The organism is Saccharopolyspora indica (assembly GCF_027853965.1).
GTDB lineage: Bacteria > Actinomycetota > Actinomycetes > Mycobacteriales > Pseudonocardiaceae > Saccharopolyspora > Saccharopolyspora indica.
This window is the reverse complement of record NZ_JAQGLB010000010.1, coordinates 212484-231624: the sequence shown is the minus strand read 5'-3', so window position 1 is coordinate 231624 and position 19141 is coordinate 212484. Positions and strand designations below refer to the sequence as shown.

The following is a 19141-nucleotide window of genomic DNA, read 5'->3' as shown; positions in this document are numbered from 1 at the left end:
CTTCGGGGGGAGAGAGCGGTCAACCGGTGCTCGCTCCCACTGGGCGAGCTCCATCGAGAGTGCCGCATCGGGCCTCGTCGCGGACCGGTGCAAATACCCACATGGGTACGTATTCGCGGCGAAGACCGACACGGAGGGCGAGATCCGCTCACGGCTCGTAGCGGGAAATCGTTGGCCCGGAGCGGAATCCGTCCCTAACATCCGGCGCATGACGTCAGCTGATCTCGCCCGCGATCCCCTGCCGCTGCTCGGCCGAACCGCGCTGGTGACCGGTGTCAGCCGCCGGCGAGGCATCGGGTACGCGATTTCCCGTCGTCTGGCGGCGTACGGCGCTTCGGTCTTCCTGCACCACTACCGGCCGCACGACCTCGACCAACCGTGGGGCGGCGACGACCTCGACGCGGTGCGCGCCGGTGTCGCCGAACAGCTGGTGCCCGAGGCCCGGATCGCCGAAGCCGGGCTGGACCTCGCCGAGGCTTCGGCACCGCAGCAGCTGATCGACGCGGTGGCGGCCGAGTTCGGACACCTGGACATCCTGGTCTGCAACCACGCGCGCAGCGGGGGCGATGGAGAACTGGGCGAGCTCGACGCGGCCATGCTCGACGGGCACTGGGCGGTGAACACCCGGTCGTCGATCCTGCTCGCGCAGGCCTTCGCCGCGCAGCACGACGGGCGGCCCGGCGGCCGGATCGTGTTCATGACCTCCGGCCAGCAGCAAGGCCCGATGCCCGGCGAAGTCGCCTACGCCGCGGCCAAAGGTGCGCTCGCCGAGATCACCCTGACGCTGTCCGACCAGCTGGCGGACACCGGCATCACGACGAACACGGTCAACCCGGGCCCGGTCGACACCGGCTACCTGGACGAACCGACCTGGCGGACGATCCGCCCGATGTTCCCCTACGGCCGCTACGGCGAACCGGACGACCCGGCCCGCCTGATCGCCTGGCTCACCACCGACGAAGCCCGCTGGATCACCGGCCAGGTCCTCAACACCGAAGGAGGCTTCGCCCGCTGGCGCCCCCGCGCCTGAGAGGCGGCGTCAATTTCGTACGAAATTGACCGCCACCTGGCCGAACGCTCGGTGGTGACCACGCTCAGTCGTCGAGGCGCCGGGGTGCGGAGCTTTTCCAGCCGTTCCGGGGACGGCGGCGAGCTTCGGGTGTGATCATCTCGGGTGGAACCGCTTCACCCCGTTGTGCGCACCCGAAGTGCCGGTGCCTTCGAGGACGACCAAGCCCGATTCCGCGGTCGGGGCAGGGGTTCGCCACCCGTGCTGATCTCGACGCGCCGAGGAGCGCCGCATGTCCGCTGGAAGTGCCCGAAGCCGCCGCCTGGTGCTGAAGAAGCGCGAGCCGGTGCAGCTGGTGGCCCGGTTCGCCGAGGCGGTCGGGTGGGAGTACGCCGGATCTCTCGACCGGGATCCCGGTCAGCTCATCAACCACGAGATGAAGTGGCAGGTCGGCGATTCCACTTCCGCTGGTAAAGACCCGTGAGTGTTTCGGGGTGTCATAGCGCCCCGAAACACTCACGGGGGAACTGAACATCGCGCACGGATCAGCGCACGGAAGAGGACGACGGATGCGACTCGCCGACGGCACCGCCATCGAGAACCCCACCAGGTACGAGGAACTCCTCGCCGGGTCCCTGTCCGAGCTCCGGGACCATCCCGCGATCGACGTCTCCCGGGACACCTTGGTGGTGCAGTCCGACGCCGTCGGTGCGGACGGGATGGCGGCGGCAGAACTGGCCGCGGAGAGCATGGCGGCGGGCGCCATGATCGCGGATCTGGGCGACGTCGTGGTCGATCCCGCGATCGCCGAATCCGCCCCGCGGTTCAGCAGGATCGCCTGCCGCTGGCGCGCGAGCGATGAGTCGACGGGCCTGGGCGGGGAATTCCGGGTCCCGTACTTCTTCGCTGCGCTCTTCGAACCGGCGCCGCCACTGGCCTGGGAGGGTTCCCCGGACGACGAGCGGGAACTCCTCGCGCAGTTCCGGGAGATCGACGGACACCCGCGAGCGGGCACCGGTCTGGTCGCCGCGGTACGCGTCGAGGCGAACCGGACCCCGCTGGAGATCTGGGTGTGGGATGCCCGGATCGGCCCGCTGCAGATGGAGCTGGACTACCTCGGCTACCTGGAAGCGCTGGCCCTGACGAAGGGCACCTTCGGCTGGCAGTACTTGTTCACGCACGTATCGCTGGCGAGCAACGACTTCCACCACACGGCGAAGGGCCTGACGACTATGCTCCGCGTCTTCCCCGAGCTGTTCCCCGACCACGACTACACGCCGCTGCGGGAACGCCTCGAAGCCCGTCTCTGATCGAGAACGGCACGTGTCGCGGAGCCGATGGCGCAGAGGTCGCGGGTCACAGCGCGAGCGGGGCGGAGCCGAAGGCGACGTTGAAGCGGTCGCACCAGATGACGACGCTGGTCAGGCCCGGGAGCTGGGCGTCGGGCGGGATCACGTAGTTCTGGTTGCCGCGGTTTCCCTTGAGCTGGCCGAGTGCCACGTACCGGCCGTCGTCGTACTTGTGCCAGTCCCCGCCCGCCGTCTGATCGGTGAGCCACACGTGCAGGTCCGGCCCGTCGGAGGTGGCGAGTTCGTCCAAGCGCAGCAGCAGCGAACCGTCCGGCAGCTTCAGCACCCTGGCCGCACCGCTCGTCTCGTGCTCCTGCGTGACGAACTCACCGGCCGCCAGCTCGACCGGTGCTTGCCCCACCTCCGGCACCACCACCGTCGGCGCAGGTGGCAACGCCTCGTCGACGGTCGTGGAGGTCCACAGCCGCCACGGCTGGAAAGCCCAAGCCGCAGCACCGATCACGAGCACAACGACGACCACGACCGCCCAAGCAGCGGGGTGCCGAACCAGCGAACGCCGCGTCATGTCTGGACGCTACTGCACCGGCCTCGCTCCTGGGCCTTGCGACGTCGCGGGTTTTCAGCGACGCACGCGGCGGGCCAGGAGGAGTTGGAGGTGGGCGTTGAGGCGTTCCGAGGGGTTCGACAGGTCCACGCCGGTGATCTCGCCCGCTCGGCGGACCCGGTAGCGGAGGGTGTTGGGGTGGACGTGGAGGCGGTCGCTGGCCGCCCGGACGTCGCCGAAGGCTTCCAGGTAGGCCAGCAGGGAGCGGGCCAGGCCGGTGCCGTGCTCGGCGTCGTGCTCCTGGAGGGCCGTCAGGCGGGCGTCGCGGAAGCGCTCGTTGCTCTGCAGGACCGTCAGGAGCTCGCTGATCACCACCTGGGCGCGGACGTCGGAGATGGTCGCGATCTCCGCGTGCAGGTCGTGCGTCATCGCGTCGAGGATCCGGTCCGCTTCGGTGCGGGATTCCGCCACCTCGTCCAGCGTCTTCACCGCCGAACCCACGCCCACCTGCACGCGGGCCCGCAGGTGGTGCTTGGCCGCGGCGACGATCTCGCGCGTCAGGCTCAGCGTCGAGGCGCTCGCCGAGCGCTCCGCCAGGTCCGGCAGCAGCACGTAGACGCGCGAGCCGATCGTGGTGACCAGCGCGCTGCGCCGGTACGCCGAGGCGTGCACCGAGATCAGGCTGGTCATCTCCGCGCGTTGCAGCTCAAGCTCGGAGCGGTCCGCGTTGGGTTCCGACGGGCGCAGCGTGAACACCACGACCACCGCCGGTTTCGCCGCGTCCGCGCCGATGTTGTCGGCCACCGACTGGGCGTCGATGCGCCCGTCGAGCAGGCCGGTCAGCAGGTTCTCGCGGAAGCGCGGGCCTGCCGTGGCCTCCGTGCGCTGCCGGACGAGTTGCAGCGCCGCCACTCGCGCCGCGCCGAGCAGCGCTCGCTCCGAGCGTTCCGAGAGCGGTCGGCTGCTCTCCTGCACCCAGATCGAGCCCAACGGCTGGGCTCCGGCGTGGATGCCCACCGCCATCCGGCGGCGGATGCCCAGGTCCGGGCGCTCGTCGATGCGGACCACGTCCTCACCGGCGCGCAGCCGCTGGTAGACGCCCCACTCGCGGAGCATCGCCAGGTACGGCTCGGGGCCCTGGCGGCCCAGGATGGACAGCCTGCGCAGCTCGTCGACCTCGTCGTCGGAGCGCGAGTAGGCCAGCACCCGGCTCGCGGTGTCCTCGATCGAGACGATGCCGTCTGTCATCGCCGCCACCGTCTGGGCCAGCGAGAACAGGTCGCCGAGGGCCTCCCCCGCGTCGGCGTCGGTGGTCAGCCGGGCGTTGTCGATCGCGGAGCGGGCGAAGGACTCCAAGCGCTCCCAGCGGACCTCCGGCCGGACGCCGAGCAGTGCGATGCCGCTGTCGATCGCGGTGTCGCGCAGCACCCGCACATCGGTCTCGACGCCCACCTTCACCGCGACCGCCACCGCGCCCTCGCGCGCGGCCGCCCGCACCAGCCGCACCGCTGCCCGCCCGCGGGCGCCGATCACCAGCACGAAGTCGCCGCTGCGGCCGCTGCCGGACTCCTCCTCCGGGTCGACAATGACCACGTCGCGCACCTCGACGTCGAAACCGCGGGGCGCGGCGAGCACGTCGACCAGGGGTTCTCCGACCGCGATGAGGAGCTGGCGCAATGGCACCCCGGCCACGGCGACGCCGACCGCGTCGACCTCGACTTCGCGCACTCGTCAACCCCACTTGTTCAACCGGACAACCCGATACGGACAACGATAGCCGAACGGACAAGCTCCATCGGCTAACGAAACCTTAACCTCCCAAGTAACAGCGGCTTTCCCGCACAACAGCGACTTCTCACAAGGAGGCGACTTTGGCCATGGACGCCATCACCTCGGTCCCGGTTCCGTACAACGAGCCGGTCAAGGGCTACGCGCCCGGATCGCCGGAACGCGAGTCGCTGCAGAAGCGCGTCGCCGAGCTGGAGTCCGAGCAGGTCGAGCTGACCCAGACCATCGGCGGGGTGCAGCGCCTGGCCGGTGGCGACCGGTTCGACGTCGTCCAGCCGCACGACCACTCCCACGTGCTGGGCACGGCCGCGCAGGCCACCCGCGAGGACGTCGCCGCCGCGGTGCAGGCCGCCAAGGACGCCGCTCCGGCGTGGGCCGCGACCTCGTTCGACGAGCGCGCCGCCGTGCTGCTGCGCGCCGCCGACCTGCTGGCCGGCCCGTGGCGCGACACCATCAACGCCGCGACCATCCTGGGCCAGTCCAAGTCGGTGCAGCAGGCCGAGATCGACGCCGCCTGCGAGTTCATCGACTTCCTGCGGTTCAACGTGCACTACGCGCGGCAGATCATCGCCGAGCAGCCGCGGTCGGTGCCCGGTGAGTGGAACCGGATGGACTACCGCCCGCTGGACGGGTTCGTCACCGCGATCACGCCGTTCAACTTCACCGCCATCGCGGGCAACCTGCCCACCGCCCCGGCGCTGATGGGCAACACCGTGGTGTGGAAGCCGACCCCGTCGCAGCAGTTCGCCGCGCACTTCACCATGCGGCTGTTCGAGGCCGCCGGGCTGCCCGCGGGCGTGATCAACCTGGTCACCGGCGACGGCCAGGCCGTCTCCGAGGTCGCGCTGAGCGACCCCGGCTTCGCCGGCCTGCACTTCACCGGCTCCACCGCCACCTTCAAGAAGCTGTGGCGGCTGATCGGCGACAACCTGGACTCCTACCGCAGCTACCCGCGCATCGTCGGGGAGACCGGCGGCAAGGACTTCATCGTCGTGCACCCGTCCGCGGACCCGGCGCCGCTGGCCGCCGCGTTCACCCGCGGTGCCTTCGAGTACCAGGGCCAGAAGTGCTCGGCGGCCTCCCGCGCCTACGTGCCGCGCTCCATCTGGGAGGGCGGCCTGCGCGAGGAGCTGGCGGAGCTGACCCGCAGCGTCCGCTACGGCGACGTCACCGACTTCTCCTTCTTCGGCGGCGCCGTCATCGACGCCCGCGCCTTCGCCAAGCACAAGGCGGCGCTGGACCGGGCCAAGGCCACCGACACCATCGAGGTCCTGGCCGGCGGCGGCTACGACGACTCGGTCGGCTACTTCGTCGAGCCCACCGTGCTGGTCTGCAGCGACCCGGGCGACGAGGTGTTCACCACCGAGTACTTCGGGCCGATCATCGCGGTGCACGTCTACGACGACGCGAAGTACTCGGAGATCCTCGACACCGTCGACGCCTCCAGCCCCTACGCCCTGACCGGCGCGGTGTTCGCCACCGACCGCAGCGCCATCGACGAAGCGCACCGCAAGCTGCGCGGCGCGGCGGGCAACTTCTACGTCAACGACAAGCCCACCGGCTCGATCGTCTCCCGCCAGCCCTTCGGCGGCAGCCGGGCCTCGGGCACCAACGACAAGGCCGGTTCGCTGCTCAACATCCAGCGCTGGACCAGCCCGCGGGCCATCAAGGAGACCTGGGACGCCCCCACCTCCATCGGCTACCCCCACATGGGCTGAGGTGAAGGGCACCTTTCGCCCCCTCACTTGGCGAAAGGTGCCCTTCACCCCGCACGAATTCCCCCTCCGAACCCCTCGTCGGCGGCCGCCCGCAACGGCACCGGCGACCGCGGCACGCATCCAGCAGGCAACGCGGAAGGCAGGAGATCCCCCACCCCGAACACTTTCACCAGAAGGAGAGCCGCGATGCTGCGCAGCACCTTGCTGGCCGCCGCCCGTTCCCAGGGCGTGCGCCGTCTCGTCGAGGCCAACCCGCTGACCAAGCCGGTCGTCAAGCGGTTCGTCGCCGGGACCACCCCCGAGGACGCGGTCAGCGCCACCCGAGCGCTCCGCAACCAGGGCATGCACGTCACCCTCGACCACCTCGGCGAGGACACCCTCGACGCGCAGCAGGCCGACGACACCGTCCGCGCCTACCAGCGGATGCTCTCGGTCATCAAGGCCGAGGGCCTGGCCGACCGGGCCGAGGTGTCGGTGAAGCTCTCCGCCGTCGGCCAGTTCCTGCCCACCGACGGCGAGAAGATCGCGCTGGAGAACGCCCGGCTGATCTGCGAGGCCGCGGCCGACGCGGGCACCACGGTCACCCTGGACATGGAGGACCACACCACCACCGACTCCACGCTGGGCATCCTCCGCGACCTGCGGGTGGACTTCCCGTGGACCGGCGCGGTGCTGCAGGCCTACCTGCACCGCACCGAGCAGGACTGCCGCGACCTGGCGACCGAGGGTTCGCGGGTGCGCCTGTGCAAGGGCGCCTACTCCGAGCCGGCTTCGGTGGCCTACCAGGACAAGGCCGAGGTGGACCGCTCCTACGTGCGCTGCCTCAAGATCCTGATGGACGGCGCGGGCTACCCGATGGTGGCCAGCCACGACCCGCGGATGGTCTCGATCGCCACCGACCTGGCCGCGCGGGCCGGGCGCGACGCGGACAGCTTCGAGTACCAGATGCTGTACGGCATCCGCGCCGAGGAGCAGCGGCGGATCGCCGCCGAGGGCGGCAAGCTGCGCGTCTACGTGGCCTACGGCGACGAGTGGTACGGCTACTTCATGCGCCGTCTCGCCGAGCGCCCGGCGAACCTGGTGTTCTTCCTGCGCTCGCTGATCACCCAGAGCTGACGCGGCGCCCCCGCAGCGGGCCCGGTCCGGATCGCCTCCGGACCGGGCCCGCTTTCGTGGGGATGACCACAGCCCGTTCGAGCTCGGTGCCACCGCAAATACCCTGGAACGGCAAGTCACGAGCGGGAAGAGGGATTTCGTTGACGCCCAGCTACTTCGAACGGCTCGACGCGAACCGGTTCAAGCCGACCGCCCACGCCAGCGGCGCGTGGCGCAGCGACGAGCAGCACTTCAGCCCGCTGGGCGGCCTGCTGGTGCACGCCATCGAGCGCTCCGGGGAGCGGCCGGGCCTGCAGATCAGCCGGGTGAGCTTCGACATCCTGGGCAAGATCGACCTCGACGAGTTCGAGGTGCGGGTGGAGACGTTGCGGCCGGGCCGCACCATCGAGCTGGTGGAGGCCACCGCGATCATCGGCGGGCGTCCCGTGGTCCGCGCCCGCGCCTGGTTCCTCTCGGCGCAGGACACCAGCACCGTCGCCGGCGGTGCGCCCGAGGCGCTGCCGCACCCGGACGCGCTGGAGCCCTGGCCGATGAGCTCGCTGTGGTCGGGCGGGTTCATCGCCTCGCTGGAGGCCCGCACCGTCGGTGATCCGCAGCCCGGACGTGCCACGGCGTGGATGTCTACCTCCTACGACCTCGTGGCGGGCGAGGAGGTCAGCGCGCTGGCGTCCTTCCTCGCGCTGGTCGACACCGCCAACGGCATCGCCGTGCGGCAGCCGCCGACCGAGTGGATGTTCCCGAACGTCGACCTGACCATCCACCTGCACCGCCAGCCCGAGAGCGGCTGGACCGGGCTGGACACCAGCGTCGTCTTCGGCGCCGACGGCCGGGGCATCACCACCACCGTCCTGCACGACACCCGCGGCCCGGTCGGCCGCGCGGAGCAGATGCTCACCGTCCGCTCGCTGGCGCAGTGACCGCACTTTCCGCAGGTGGCGGCCCGTGAGTGCTTTGGGGTGCTATAGCCCCTCAAAGCGCTCACGGAGCCTGACCTGCGGAAACGGAGCCCACTAGGGGCCGGGTGCTCGGACGGGTGCGTCGGGGATCACGTCGGCCTGCCCGGGGGACGCCGTTAATCTGAATCGTGAAGGATTTTTCGGATTTTCGGGGTGGGCATGGGTAGGCCGTTGGCAGCGCTGTTCCGGATCGCCGTGCTGGTCGCCGCCGTCACCGGGGTCTACCTGACCTCGAAGGACGGCTTCGCCAGTTCCCTGGTGTACTTCACGATCCAGAGCAACGTGCTCGTCTCGGTCGTCTTCGCCTGGGCCTCGTGGGCGACGGTGCGCGGCACCGGGCAACCGCCGGCGTGGCTGAAGGGCGGCACCACGCTCTACATCGCCATCACGGGCCTGGTCTACAACCTGGTGCTCGCCGACGCACCGTTCCAGATGGGCGCGGGCACCTCCGACTTCTCCGATCAGCTGGTGCACGTCATCACGCCGATCGCCGCGGTCGCGGACTGGCTGCTCTTCGACGAGCACCGCCGGTTCCGCTGGGCCGCCGCGGCCGCCTGGCTGCTCTACCCGGTGGGATACCTGGTGTTCGCGCTGGGCCGCGGCGCGCTGCTGGGCACCGGCTACCCGTACCCGTTCATCGACGTCGACGCCATCGGCTACGACGGGCTCGCGCTGAACCTGCTGATCTACGGCGGTGCCTTCTGGCTCCTCGGCCTGGCCCTGGTGGCCGTCGACCGGGCCCTGCCCCGCAACACCACCACCCCGGAACCGGAACCGGAACGCATCGCGGCCTGACGTCGCGCCCGCGCAGCGGAAAGGCCAGGGCTCACCGGTTGTTCCGGCAAGCCCTGGCCTGCTGCCGCCTGGGATTCAGCCCACGACTTCGGAGCCGTGGTGGTCGCCGTTGATGCAGTAGTACTCCACACCTGGGCCGCGAACCACGCGGCCACCGGCGTCCTCGCACTGCTCGGCGGTGACCACCTCTTGGGCGAGGGCCGCTGAAGCGGTTCCGAGCAATGCCGCCCCCGCTAGCAGGAACGCGACTGCTGCACGACGCATCTCGTTGTCCTTCCTCGACTTCCGGCGCTGCCACCGGTGAGCGCACCAGCGCCCGGTCGACTCCACCCGCCGGATCACCGATCCGGCCGTCACCCACCCACCGGTTCGAGCCTCCACGCGTCGAGATCAGGACCCCATGTCTCGCGGTGCGGAGCGGTCTTCGGGTGCGGGCTCTGCGAGCCCGGCGACGAGTCGTTCGTACACCGCGCCGGCTCGAGCGTCGAGCTCGCCGAGCTCCAGGCCGAGTTCGCGGGCGATCGCCTCGCGGAAGATGCAGTAGCCCATGTAGGTGGCCGCGGTCATCGCGTGCACGACGTCGGCATCGGAGTCGCGCGGCAGCGCACCGGTCGCGCGGTCGCGGTCGAGCGCCTGGCGAGTGCGCTCCAGCTCCGGGAACAGCACGAGCTGGTCGTCGCCCTCCAGGGCCAGGAGCGCTTCCAGCTTGGGCAGGTCGGGCTGCTGGAGCGCCCAGCGCCACATCGCCGTGCGGCGCTGGGCGAACGGCTGCTCCCAGTGGGTGTCGCGGTCGAGCGCCGACCGCTGGAGGAGGCGGGTGATCGCCGCCCGCAGCAGGGCCTGCCGGGATCCGAAGTACTGGTAGATCTGCCCGTGGTTGACCCCCGCCTCCGCGGCGACGTCCCGCAGGGCGACTCCTTCGAGGAGGCCGTCGCGCCGCATGATCCGCAGCGCGGCGTCGAGCAGGTCCGACTCGGTTTCCTCTCGCGAGCGCCGTCGGCGGCGGGGCTTCGCCCCGGCGACCTCGTCGGCCATCCCGCTCCTCCGTTCCATTGACCGTCGTGCCGCTCACACCATATCCTGCCGTTCCGTTAATAACACTTCGTTAATAACGGAACGTTCATAGGGAGGTGTGCAGTGTCGGAAGATCGTCTGCCGCTCGCGGGAATCCGCGTGCTGGACCTCGCTACCGTCCTCGCCGCGCCGGTGACGGCGACGATGCTGGGGGACTTCGGGGCCGAGGTCGTGAAGGTCGAGGAGCCCGGCCGCGGCGACTTCACCCGGGGCGGGCCGGGTTCGTCGGCACCGGGGCGCCGCTCGCTGCAGTGGATCCAGGAGGGGCGCAACAAGAAGTCGGTGACGGTCGACCTGCACACCGCGCGCGGTCAGGAGCTCGTCCGCGAGCTGGTGCCGCACTTCGACGTGGTCGTCATGAACTTCCGCCCGCCGACGCTGGAGAAGTGGGACCTGACGCCGGAGCGCCTGCAGGAGATCAACCCGCGGGCGGTGCTGGTCGTGGTCACCGGCTACGGCATGTCGGGCCCCTTCAGCGACCGGGGGGCCTTCGACCGCATCGCCAGCGCGTTCTCCGGCCTCACCTACGTCAGCGGCGAACCCGACGGGCCACCGACCCGCACCGGGTACGCCGTGATCGACTACATGGCCGCCTACCTCGCGGCGTTCGCCACCGTCACGGCGCTCTACGACCGGGACCGCAACGGGGGCACCGGCCAGATCGTGGATCTCGGCCTGTACGAAGCGGGTTTCCGCGCTTCCGAGAACGCGCTGCTGAGCTACGCCGCGCTCGGCGCGGTCCGGGAGCGGCAGGGAAACCGCAACCTCCAGATCGTCCCGGCCAGCGACTTCGACACCGCCGACGGCCGGCGGATCTCGGTGCACGCCGGCACGGACGCGCTGTTCGGCAAGCTCGCCGCGGTCATGGGCATGCCGCGACTCGCGGCGGACCCCCGGTTCGCGACGCGCGAATGCCGCGTGGACAACCAGGACGAGCTGTACGCCGTGATCGCGGCGTGGGCGGGGCGGCTACCGGCCGATGACGCGGTCCGGATCCTCAACGACGCCGGCGTGCCCGCTTCGCCGATCATGAGCATCGCCGACATCGCCGCGGACCCGCACTACCGGGAGCGCGGAACGATCACCACCGTCGCCGACGACGACTGGGGCGACCTGCCGATGGTCGCGCCGCTGCCACGGCTCAGCGCCACCCCCGGACGGATCCGGTCCCTGGGGCCGCGCCTGGGCGAGCACACCGACTCGGTCCTGATCGATCTGCTCGGCCTCGACCAGCACGCCGTCGACGCCCTGCGGGCCGACGGCGTCGTCTGACCGAACCGCGCCTGCGCTCCGCTCCCTCCGCAACGACGCCGAAGGACAGGACACCCATGGCCCCCTCACTCCTCTCGATCGCGGTGCTCGCCCTGCTGTTCCTCGGCGCCTTCGCGCCGCGCTTCAGCCTCGCTCTCGCCGCCCTTCCCGCCGCTCTCCTGGTGGCGACCCTCGCCGGTGTCGGCGTCGACGAGCTGTTCGACTTCTTCCCGGTCGACTTCGTCGTCCTGATCGTCGGCATCACCGCGCTGTTCGCCGTGATCCAGCTGACCGGCACCACGGACTGGCTCCTGTCCCGCGCGCTGCGACCGATCGGGAACCGGGTCGCCCTGATCCCGCTGCTGCTCTTCGCCGTCGGCGCACTGCTCACCGCGATCGGAACTCTCCCCGCGGCGGTCATCGCGATCATGGCGCCGATCACGCTCGGCATCGCGGCCAAGCGCGGGCTCCCACCGCTGCTGCTCTGCCTGACCACGCTCAACGGCATCATGTGCGGGTTGTTCTCACCGATCGCGGTCTTCGGCGCGAGCACCCCACGACTCATGGCCAAGTCCGGCATCGAGGTACCCGCCCACACCCCGCTCACGCTCTTCCTCGCCGTGCTCGGCACCGGCCTCGTGCTGTGCCTGGCCGCGATGCTCGTGGGAAGGCACTCGATCCGGGCCGCGCGCGAAGCCGCGCCGGGCAGCACCGCCGTCGTGGCCGAGGCCGCGCCCGTCCACGACGCGGCGGGACGACCGTCCGCACCGAGCCGGATCGCCGTGTGGGCCTCGATCGCCGCACTGGTCGCACTCGTCATCGGCGGAGCGGTGTTCAAGGTCGATCTCGGTCTGCTCGGGCTGACTCTCGCGCTCGCCCTTCAGCTCCTGCTGCGCGTCGAACCGACGTCGGCCATCCGCCGGCTGCCCTGGGAGATCATCCTCCTGATCGCCGGTGTGCTCACCTACGTCGGGCTCATGGAACACCTCGGCGCTTTCGAGCAGATCACCGCAGCGCTGGGCAGCATCACGGGTTCGCCGCTGCTGTCGCTGCTCGCCGTGTGCCTCATCGTCGGCCTGACCTCGTTCTTCGCCTCCTCGATCGCCGTCATCGCGACGGGCGTGCCGCTGATCGCCCCGCTCGTGGCGGCCGGTGTGCCACCGGTCGGCGCGATCATCGCCGTCGCGCTCTCCGCGGTGCTCGTCGACGTCAACCCGCTCGGCATCACCGGCGGACTGCTGCTCGGATCCGCCGCCCCCGAACACCGCGCGCGTCTCTTCCGGCAGCTGATGACCTACGGGCTGTGCGCGATCGTCCTCGCGCCGGTTCTCGCCTGGTTCGTCTTCGGATGGCTGCTGTGACCGACCGCGCCACCAGGCTCCACCCAACCCGGCTTCGAGCGCACCGCTCTGCTCCGAACTCGTGAACCGGGCCGCGGGAAGATGCGAGACTCCCAGTGCGAATCGCGGGCTTCGGCGCGGTTCGAGGGCTGATCACCTGCGACGAAAGGGCCTGCGTTGCCGCGCATCGGAATCACCGGGCACCTGAACCTCACCGCCGCGAGCGCTCCGCTCGTCCAGGCAGCGCTGGCGGCCGAGCTGTCGCGGTACCGCGGCGGGCTCGTCGGGGTCACCTGCCTGGCGCGCGGCGCCGACCAGCTCTTCGCCCGGGCGGTCCTCGACGCGGGCGGCTCGTTCGAGGTCGTCCTGCCCGCCGCCGACTACCGGGAGCACGAGGTGCGGGCGAACAACGCCGCCCAGTTCGACGAGCTGATCGGCAAGGCGTCGAAGGTGCACACGATGCCGTTCGAGGAGTCCACTCCCGAGGCCTACATGGGTGCCGGCGAGCACGTTCTGGGCATCGTCGACGCGCTGTTCGCCGTCTGGGACGGCCAGCCGGCAGCCGGGCGCGGAGGCACCGGCGACGTGGTGCGAGCCGCGCGCGAGCGCGGGATCCCGGTCACCGTCGTGTGGCCGGACGGCACGAGCCGCGGCTGAGCCCCGACGCGGCGGCCCCGTTCAGCGCGGAGCCGCCGCCCCGATCCGGAGCGGCGGCCCAGGAGTCCACATCGGACTTCGGTCAGCAGAGCTTGGGAGTCAGGTTGATTCCGACGTCGAGGACGTTCAGGTTCTGGCCGACTGCGCCGCAGGTCTGGGCGGCGCGGTGCTCCGTGGTGGTCTGGATGGCGGAGATGGCGTAGGAACCGGTGAGCACCGCTGCGGCGATTCCGGCTGCGGCGGCGAAACGGGTGATGGCTCGGTGCATCGACTTCTCCTCGTGAGTTGGGGTGCGATCACCAACTTGCCGGAGATCAACGACCGCGCTAGTTCATTGCCACCAACGAGCGTCACGCGAAACTCCCTCAGCCCCGTTCGCGGCGCCTGGCCCGGTGATTGGCGACGTTGATGCGGTTGCCGCACAGGTCCGGTGTGCAGTAGCGGCGGCGTCCCGCCCTGCTGGTGTCGACGAAAACCCCGTCGCACTCCGGCGAAGCGCACGCCCGGAAGCGCTCGTGCCCCAGCGCGCGCAGCGCGCCCAGCAACCCGAGCCCGGCGAGCACCGCGAGTTCGTCGGCGAGGGACGCGCTCGGAGCCGTCTCGACCTGCCACTGCCACCTGCCGTCGGCGTCGCGCCCGAGGACCGGCCCGGTGCTCGCCCGCCGGACCAGCTCCCCCGCCGCTTCCGCGACGGCGTCCTCGTCCTGCGCGTCGAGGACGGTGCGCAGTTCGCGGCGGAGTTCGAGCACTCGGAGGAGGTCTTCCGCCACCGGTTCCCGCCGGGGATCGAGGTCGCGTTCGGCGAGGAAACGCGCCAGCGCATCGGGGTCGACCAGCAGCTCACCGCTGACGCGGCGCACCTCCGGCGCGCTGTTGACGAGATCGGATGCCAGCCCCGCACCACGCGAGTAATCGCTTAAATCTATTTTCAAGCCTTACCCCTCCCGCTACAGTAACCGTTGAAACGTTTCTTAACACCTTACCTGGGAGGTTCGATGCGATCCACGACCTGGCGGCTCGACCAGCGGGTCCGCGTGTCCGGTGGCGACGTCGCCACCGGCGTGTTCGGCGAGGGCCCTCCCGTGGTCCTGGTGCACGGCACGCCCGCGTGGTCCTACCTGTGGCGCGACGTCGTCCCGCTGCTGGCCGAGCGGTTCGCGGTGCACGTGTGGGACCTGCTCGGGTTCGGCGACTCCCGGGCCGATCCGGGGATCGCGCCGTCCATCGCGCGGCAGGCGCGGACGCTGGCCGAGCTCGTCGAGCACTGGGGGCTGGACTCGCCCGGCCTCGTCGGCCACGACATCGGCGGCGGCACCGTGATCCGGGCGCACCTGGTGGAGCGTGTGCCCGCCAGCCACCTGGCGCTGCTGGACGCGGCGGTCATCGGACCGTGGAACACGCCGTTCACCGAGCACATGCAGCGCCACGAGCAGGCCTACCGGACGATGCCGCAGCACGTCTTCGCCGACATCATCGCCCCGCGCCTGCGCACCGCCGCGCACCGCATGTCCGACGCCTCCGCGGCGGCCTACCTCGCGCCGTGGGCGGGTCCCGACGGGCAGCAGCGGTGGGTGGACCAGGTGGCGGCGATCAGCTTCGAGGACACCCGCGAGGCCGTCGCCGGTCTCCACCGGATCACCGCGCCGACGCTGGTGCTGTGGGGCGAGCACGACGAATGGCTCGCCCCGGCGGTGGGCGACCGGCTCGCCGCCGCCATTTCCGGCGCGCGCCGGGCCACCGTCGCCGGTGCCGGGCACTTCGTCGCCGAGGACAACCCGCAGGACACCGCGGCCGAACTGATCCGCTTCTTCGAACGCGATCGGTAGCGGATTCGACAGCGCGGAAACCACGAGCCCGCGGTGACCACGAACTATTCCCGAAGTGTTCCGCGGGCTATAAGCCCAGCTCAGAACCGTCCTGTCGGAAACGCATCGAAAAAGTCAAGTCCACCGGAGGCACTATTCCCGGCTATTTGTCAAATTGCCGGGATGGTGGAAATCCCGGATTGCCGCCGGTACCGTTCGGGGCACGGGAAATCGCTGTCGGGGATGTCGTGCGCTCTTCGACGCCCGCTGGACGGAGGATCACCATTTCCGCTCGACGTTGCGGCGTGCCAGATCGGTTGCAGGCGACGTTCCGGCCCGGGGCCGCCGAACTCGCGCTGTGGGGAACCGCGGATCCCGCGAAAGCGGCCCGGGATCTCGGCTTGCCGGACGGTCGCGAGGACGAGCTGGCCACCGTGCTGCCCGCCGACGGCGCGGTCGCCGCGGCGGAGGTGCCCGCCGTCGCGGTGCCGGTCGCCGACGCGCTCGCCCCGCTCGCCGAGATGCCGTCGCCGGACCGCTGGCCCGCGTGGCAGCGGCCCGGCGACTCGCTGATCGCCTGGAGCGTGGCGGCGAAGCTGGCGCTGGAGCAGGTCACCGCCGGGCACCTGGTGCCCGGCGTGCGCGATGGCGCGGCGCGCTGGCGGCTGGCGAACCTGCACGACAACCGGTTCGCCGCGCTGGCCGCTGCGATGCCCCCGGCCGCGCACGCGTTGCGGCGCGACGGCGGGCTGTGGGGCGCGTCGGAGATGCTGGCCGCTTTCGGCGACGCCGTCGCGGATGCGTGCGCGCGGGGCGAGGCGATCGCCGGCGGCAACGCCTGGATCACCGCGCTGACCGGGCCCGATCCCGCCGTCGAGCTCGACGGGGCCGCGCTCCAGGAGTGGGGCCGGGCGCTGCCGTCCGGCCCACCGCTCGGCGGGAACCTGGAGCTGCGGCTGGAAGTTCCGGCCGAGGACGAGAGCCCCTGGGCGCTGACCTTCCACCTGCGCTCCGCCGGCGACGTGCCGGTACCCGCCGGTCAGGTCTGGTCGGACCTGCCCGGTGCGCCGCAGGACGCGCTGGTGCAGGGCCTGGCGGAAGCCGCGCGCCTCTTCCGGCCGCTCGACGCGGCGCTGTCCGAGCAGCGGCCCACCGAGGCGCGGCTGGACATCGGGCAGGCCGCGGAGTTCCTGGCCACCGGGCAGCAGGAGCTGGTCGCCGCGGGCATCGCCGTCGAGGTGCCGACCGATCTCGCCGGAGTGCGCCGGCTGCGGGCCCGTCTGCACGCCGCGGACGGCCAGGACTTCCGGTGGGAGGCCGTGGTCGGCGACGAGGTGCTCAGCGCCGACGAGCTCGACGAGCTGATCGCGCTGGGCCGCCCGCTGGTGCGCTGGCGCGGTCGCTGGGTCCGCGTCGACGCGCGGGAAGCGGCGGAGGTCCGCACCCGGCTCGGGACGGCGCACGCGCTGCCGGAGTCCGAAGCGCTGGCCGCGGTGCTGGAGGGAACGCGCAGCACCGAGTTCGGCGAGGTCGCCGTCTCCGCCGGTGGCCGGTTGCGGGCGCTGGTGGACCGGCTGGGCGAACCACCGCCGGAATCGCGGCTGACCGGCGTCGACGCCACGCTGCGCGACTACCAGCTGCGGGGCGTCGCGTGGCTGCAGAGCATGGCCGAGCTGGGCTTCGGCGCGGTGCTCGCCGACGACATGGGCCTGGGCAAGACGCTGCAGACCATCGCGCTGCTGGCGGGCCGCCCCGGGGACCGGCCGCAGCTGGTGGTGTGCCCGACCTCGGTGGTGGACAACTGGCAGCGCGAGCTGCGCCGGTTCGCGCCGAAGCTCGCGGTGGTGCGCCACCACGGTCCGCGGCGGCCGATCGATCCTGCCGCGTTCGCGCCGGGCGCCGTGGTGATCACGACCTATCCCCTGCTGCGCTCCGACACCCCGCTGCTGTCCGATGTGGACTGGGACGTGGTGGTGCTCGACGAGGCCCAGCAGATCAAGAACCAGGCCGGCCAGACCGCCCAGGCCGCCGGGCGGTTGCGCGCCAGGGCCCGCGTGGCGCTGACCGGCACGCCGGTGGAGAACCGGCTCGCCGAGCTGTGGTCGATCATGCACTTCGCCAACCCCGGGCTGCTGGGCGGTTCCCACCGCTTCAAGGAGCGCTTCGCGGTCCCGGTCGAGCGGTGGCACGACACCGACGCCACCCGCAGGCTGCGCTCGATCGTCGCGCCGTTCCTGCTGCGCCGCCGCAAGTCCGAGGTGGCCACCGACCTGCCGCCCAAGGTCGAATCGGTGGTCACCTGCGCGCTGACCGACGAGCAGGCCGCCCTGTACCGGCGGGCGGTGCGCGAGGCGCTGGACGCGGGCCTGGGCACCGGGATCGGGCGGCGCGGCCGGATCCTGAAGCTGCTCACCCAGCTCAAGCAGATCTGCAACCACCCGGCGCACTTCCTCGGCGAACCCGGCCCGCTGCCCGGCCGGTCCGGCAAGCTCACCCGCGCCACCGAGATGCTGGCCGAAGCGGTCGCCGCCGAGGACCGGGCGCTGGTGTTCACGCAGTACCGGGCGATGGGCGAGCTGCTGGCCGGTCACCTGGCCGCCGAGCTGGGCCTGCCCGCGGTGCCGTTCCTGCACGGCGGGCTCAGCACCGCGCGGCGGCAGGCGATGGTGGACGCCTTCCAGGACGACGACACCGCCGCGCCGGTGCTCGTCATCAGCCTCAAAGCCGGTGGCACCGGCCTGAACCTGACCCGCGCCACGCACGTGCTGCACTACGACCGCTGGTGGAACCCGGCGGTGGAGGACCAAGCGACCGACCGCGCGCACCGGATCGGCCAGTCCCGCCGCGTGCACGTGCACAAGCTGGTCGCGCACGGCACGCTCGAAGAGCGCATCGCCGAACTGTTGGAGCAGAAGCGCGCGCTGGCCGACTCGGTGATCGGCAGCGGCGAGTCGTGGCTGACCGAGCTGACCGACGACGCGCTGCGCGAACTCGTCGAACTGTCCACGGAGGACTGATGTCGAAGAAGACGGAAGCGAACGCCTTCGGCGTCACCTGGTGGGGGCGGCGCTGGCGGCGAGCACTGGAATCGCTCGGCGCCACCTACCCGAATTCCCGCCTGCCGCAAGGACGTTCGATGGCGCGCAACGGTGCCGTGCGGGACGTCGTCGTCGCGCCGGGAACGGTCAGCGCGCAGGTGCACGCGCGCACCAAGGTCCTCGACGTGACGTTGACGCTGCCGGTGTTCACCGACGCCGAATGGCGGACCGCGGTCGCGGCGCTGGCCGGGCAGCTCCGGCACGCCGCCGCGCTGCTGCGGGGCGAGCTGCCGGAGGACGTCGACGACACGCTGCGCGAGGTCGACCTGTCGCTGTTCCCGAAGACCGGCGAGCTCCGCTCCACCTGCGCCTGCCCCGGCCGCGCCGAACCGTGCGCGCACGCGACAGCGGTGCACTACGTGCTGGCGCCGATGCTGGACTCCGACCCGTTCCTGCTGACCCGCCTGCGCGGCCGGGACCGGGACCGGCTGCTCGCCGAGCTCCGCGCGACCCGCTCGGCACCGGAGCTGGATCCGGCCGCGCTGTTCACCGCCCGCGGCGACCTCGCGGCCATCGAGGTCCACCCGCACCGGCCCGACGAGCACACGCCCGAAGCGCTGCACCTGCTCGGCCCGGCCCCGGGCCTCGACGAGCGCGCCTGGCGGCAGCTGATCGCCGCCGCCCAGCGCGCCCGAGCCCGCGCCTGGGAACTCGCCGAGGGGTCGTGAGTGCGTTCGAAC

19 protein-coding genes are annotated in these 19141 nt (G+C 71.5%); 13 read left to right on the top strand and 6 right to left on the bottom strand.

All coding sequences use genetic code 11. The features are described 5' to 3' along the window. Positions 1 to 208: 208 nt before the first annotated feature. From OU416_RS22780 to OU416_RS22770, 3 genes are all read left to right on the top strand, one after another. A complete protein-coding gene (locus tag OU416_RS22780) occupies positions 209 to 1030 on the top strand; it encodes an SDR family oxidoreductase (RefSeq protein ID WP_270929042.1) in 822 nt (273 codons plus the stop codon). Positions 1031 to 1301: 271 nt separating this feature from the next. Further along, positions 1302 to 1493 (top strand): hypothetical protein, encoded by a 192-nt coding sequence (locus tag OU416_RS22775; protein ID WP_270929041.1) that lies wholly within the window; start codon positions 1302 to 1304, stop codon positions 1491 to 1493. Positions 1494 to 1578: 85 nt separating this feature from the next. After that, positions 1579 to 2319, top strand: a complete 741-nt coding sequence (locus OU416_RS22770) for a hypothetical protein (RefSeq protein ID WP_270929040.1) — start codon at positions 1579 to 1581, stop codon at positions 2317 to 2319. Positions 2320 to 2365: 46 nt separating this feature from the next. Here the strand turns inward: OU416_RS22770 and OU416_RS22765 are convergent, their stop codons facing one another. Together OU416_RS22765 and OU416_RS22760 are read right to left on the bottom strand one after the other, a co-directional pair. Beyond that, complete coding sequence (locus OU416_RS22765) at positions 2366 to 2884, bottom strand: DM13 domain-containing protein (RefSeq protein WP_270929039.1); 519 nt, start codon at positions 2882 to 2884, stop codon at positions 2366 to 2368. Between the two features lie 54 nt (positions 2885 to 2938). Continuing rightward, entirely contained in the window at positions 2939 to 4591 is a 1653-nt protein-coding gene (locus OU416_RS22760) for a PucR family transcriptional regulator (protein ID WP_270929038.1), read from the bottom strand. A gap of 149 nt (positions 4592 to 4740) precedes the next feature. Between OU416_RS22760 and pruA the strand changes: the two genes are divergently transcribed. The 4 genes from pruA to OU416_RS22740 all read left to right on the top strand — a co-directional run bounded on the left by pruA (position 4741) and on the right by OU416_RS22740 (position 9236). Next, positions 4741 to 6369, top strand: a complete 1629-nt coding sequence (gene pruA, locus OU416_RS22755; protein WP_270929037.1) for an L-glutamate gamma-semialdehyde dehydrogenase — start codon at positions 4741 to 4743, stop codon at positions 6367 to 6369. Positions 6370 to 6555: 186 nt separating this feature from the next. Next, on the top strand, positions 6556 to 7485 hold the full coding sequence (locus tag OU416_RS22750; protein WP_270929036.1) for a proline dehydrogenase family protein: 930 nt from the start codon (positions 6556 to 6558) through the stop codon (positions 7483 to 7485). A gap of 140 nt (positions 7486 to 7625) precedes the next feature. Further along, positions 7626 to 8402 (top strand): thioesterase family protein, encoded by a 777-nt coding sequence (locus tag OU416_RS22745; protein ID WP_270929035.1) that lies wholly within the window; start codon positions 7626 to 7628, stop codon positions 8400 to 8402. Positions 8403 to 8600: 198 nt separating this feature from the next. Continuing rightward, the gene (locus OU416_RS22740) at positions 8601 to 9236 is read left to right on the top strand and encodes a Pr6Pr family membrane protein (RefSeq protein ID WP_270929034.1); all 636 of its coding nucleotides are present in this window, start codon (positions 8601 to 8603) and stop codon (positions 9234 to 9236) included. A 75-nt stretch (positions 9237 to 9311) separates the two neighbouring features. On the opposite strand, the gene OU416_RS22735 is transcribed toward OU416_RS22740, so the two are convergent. Together OU416_RS22735 and OU416_RS22730 are read right to left on the bottom strand one after the other, a co-directional pair. After that, positions 9312 to 9500 carry a hypothetical protein gene (locus tag OU416_RS22735; RefSeq protein WP_270929033.1) on the bottom strand — a complete coding sequence of 63 codons (189 nt, stop codon included), beginning with the start codon at positions 9498 to 9500 and terminating at the stop codon, positions 9312 to 9314. A gap of 126 nt (positions 9501 to 9626) precedes the next feature. Continuing rightward, on the bottom strand, positions 9627 to 10271 hold the full coding sequence (locus tag OU416_RS22730) for a TetR/AcrR family transcriptional regulator (protein ID WP_270929032.1): 645 nt from the start codon (positions 10269 to 10271) through the stop codon (positions 9627 to 9629). A gap of 102 nt (positions 10272 to 10373) precedes the next feature. Between OU416_RS22730 and OU416_RS22725 the strand changes: the two genes are divergently transcribed. The 3 genes from OU416_RS22725 (at position 10374) to OU416_RS22715 (ending at position 13558) form a co-directional block, all read left to right on the top strand. Next, the gene (locus OU416_RS22725) at positions 10374 to 11582 is read left to right on the top strand and encodes a CaiB/BaiF CoA transferase family protein (protein WP_270929031.1); all 1209 of its coding nucleotides are present in this window, start codon (positions 10374 to 10376) and stop codon (positions 11580 to 11582) included. A gap of 56 nt (positions 11583 to 11638) precedes the next feature. Beyond that, the gene (locus tag OU416_RS22720) at positions 11639 to 12922 is read left to right on the top strand and encodes an SLC13 family permease (RefSeq protein ID WP_270929030.1); all 1284 of its coding nucleotides are present in this window, start codon (positions 11639 to 11641) and stop codon (positions 12920 to 12922) included. Positions 12923 to 13078: 156 nt separating this feature from the next. Then, positions 13079 to 13558 (top strand): hypothetical protein, encoded by a 480-nt coding sequence (locus tag OU416_RS22715; RefSeq protein ID WP_270929029.1) that lies wholly within the window; start codon positions 13079 to 13081, stop codon positions 13556 to 13558. An 82-nt stretch (positions 13559 to 13640) separates the two neighbouring features. On the opposite strand, the gene OU416_RS22710 is transcribed toward OU416_RS22715, so the two are convergent. Both OU416_RS22710 and OU416_RS22705 read right to left on the bottom strand, forming a co-directional pair. Then, positions 13641 to 13826, bottom strand: coding sequence for a hypothetical protein (locus OU416_RS22710; RefSeq protein ID WP_270929028.1), 186 nt, complete (start codon positions 13824 to 13826; stop codon positions 13641 to 13643). A 97-nt stretch (positions 13827 to 13923) separates the two neighbouring features. Continuing rightward, positions 13924 to 14490 carry a CGNR zinc finger domain-containing protein gene (locus tag OU416_RS22705; protein WP_270929027.1) on the bottom strand — a complete coding sequence of 189 codons (567 nt, stop codon included), beginning with the start codon at positions 14488 to 14490 and terminating at the stop codon, positions 13924 to 13926. Positions 14491 to 14553: 63 nt separating this feature from the next. Between OU416_RS22705 and OU416_RS22700 the strand changes: the two genes are divergently transcribed. From OU416_RS22700 to OU416_RS22690, 3 genes are all read left to right on the top strand, one after another. Next, complete coding sequence (locus OU416_RS22700) at positions 14554 to 15384, top strand: alpha/beta fold hydrolase (RefSeq protein ID WP_270929026.1); 831 nt, start codon at positions 14554 to 14556, stop codon at positions 15382 to 15384. Positions 15385 to 15668: 284 nt separating this feature from the next. Next, the gene (locus OU416_RS22695; protein ID WP_270929025.1) at positions 15669 to 18380 is read left to right on the top strand and encodes a DEAD/DEAH box helicase; all 2712 of its coding nucleotides are present in this window, start codon (positions 15669 to 15671) and stop codon (positions 18378 to 18380) included. Further along, the gene (locus OU416_RS22690; protein WP_270929024.1) at positions 18380 to 19129 is read left to right on the top strand and encodes an SWIM zinc finger family protein; all 750 of its coding nucleotides are present in this window, start codon (positions 18380 to 18382) and stop codon (positions 19127 to 19129) included. Before OU416_RS22695 ends, OU416_RS22690 begins: the two co-directional genes overlap by 1 nt. The last annotated feature ends 12 nt before the right edge of the window (positions 19130 to 19141 follow it).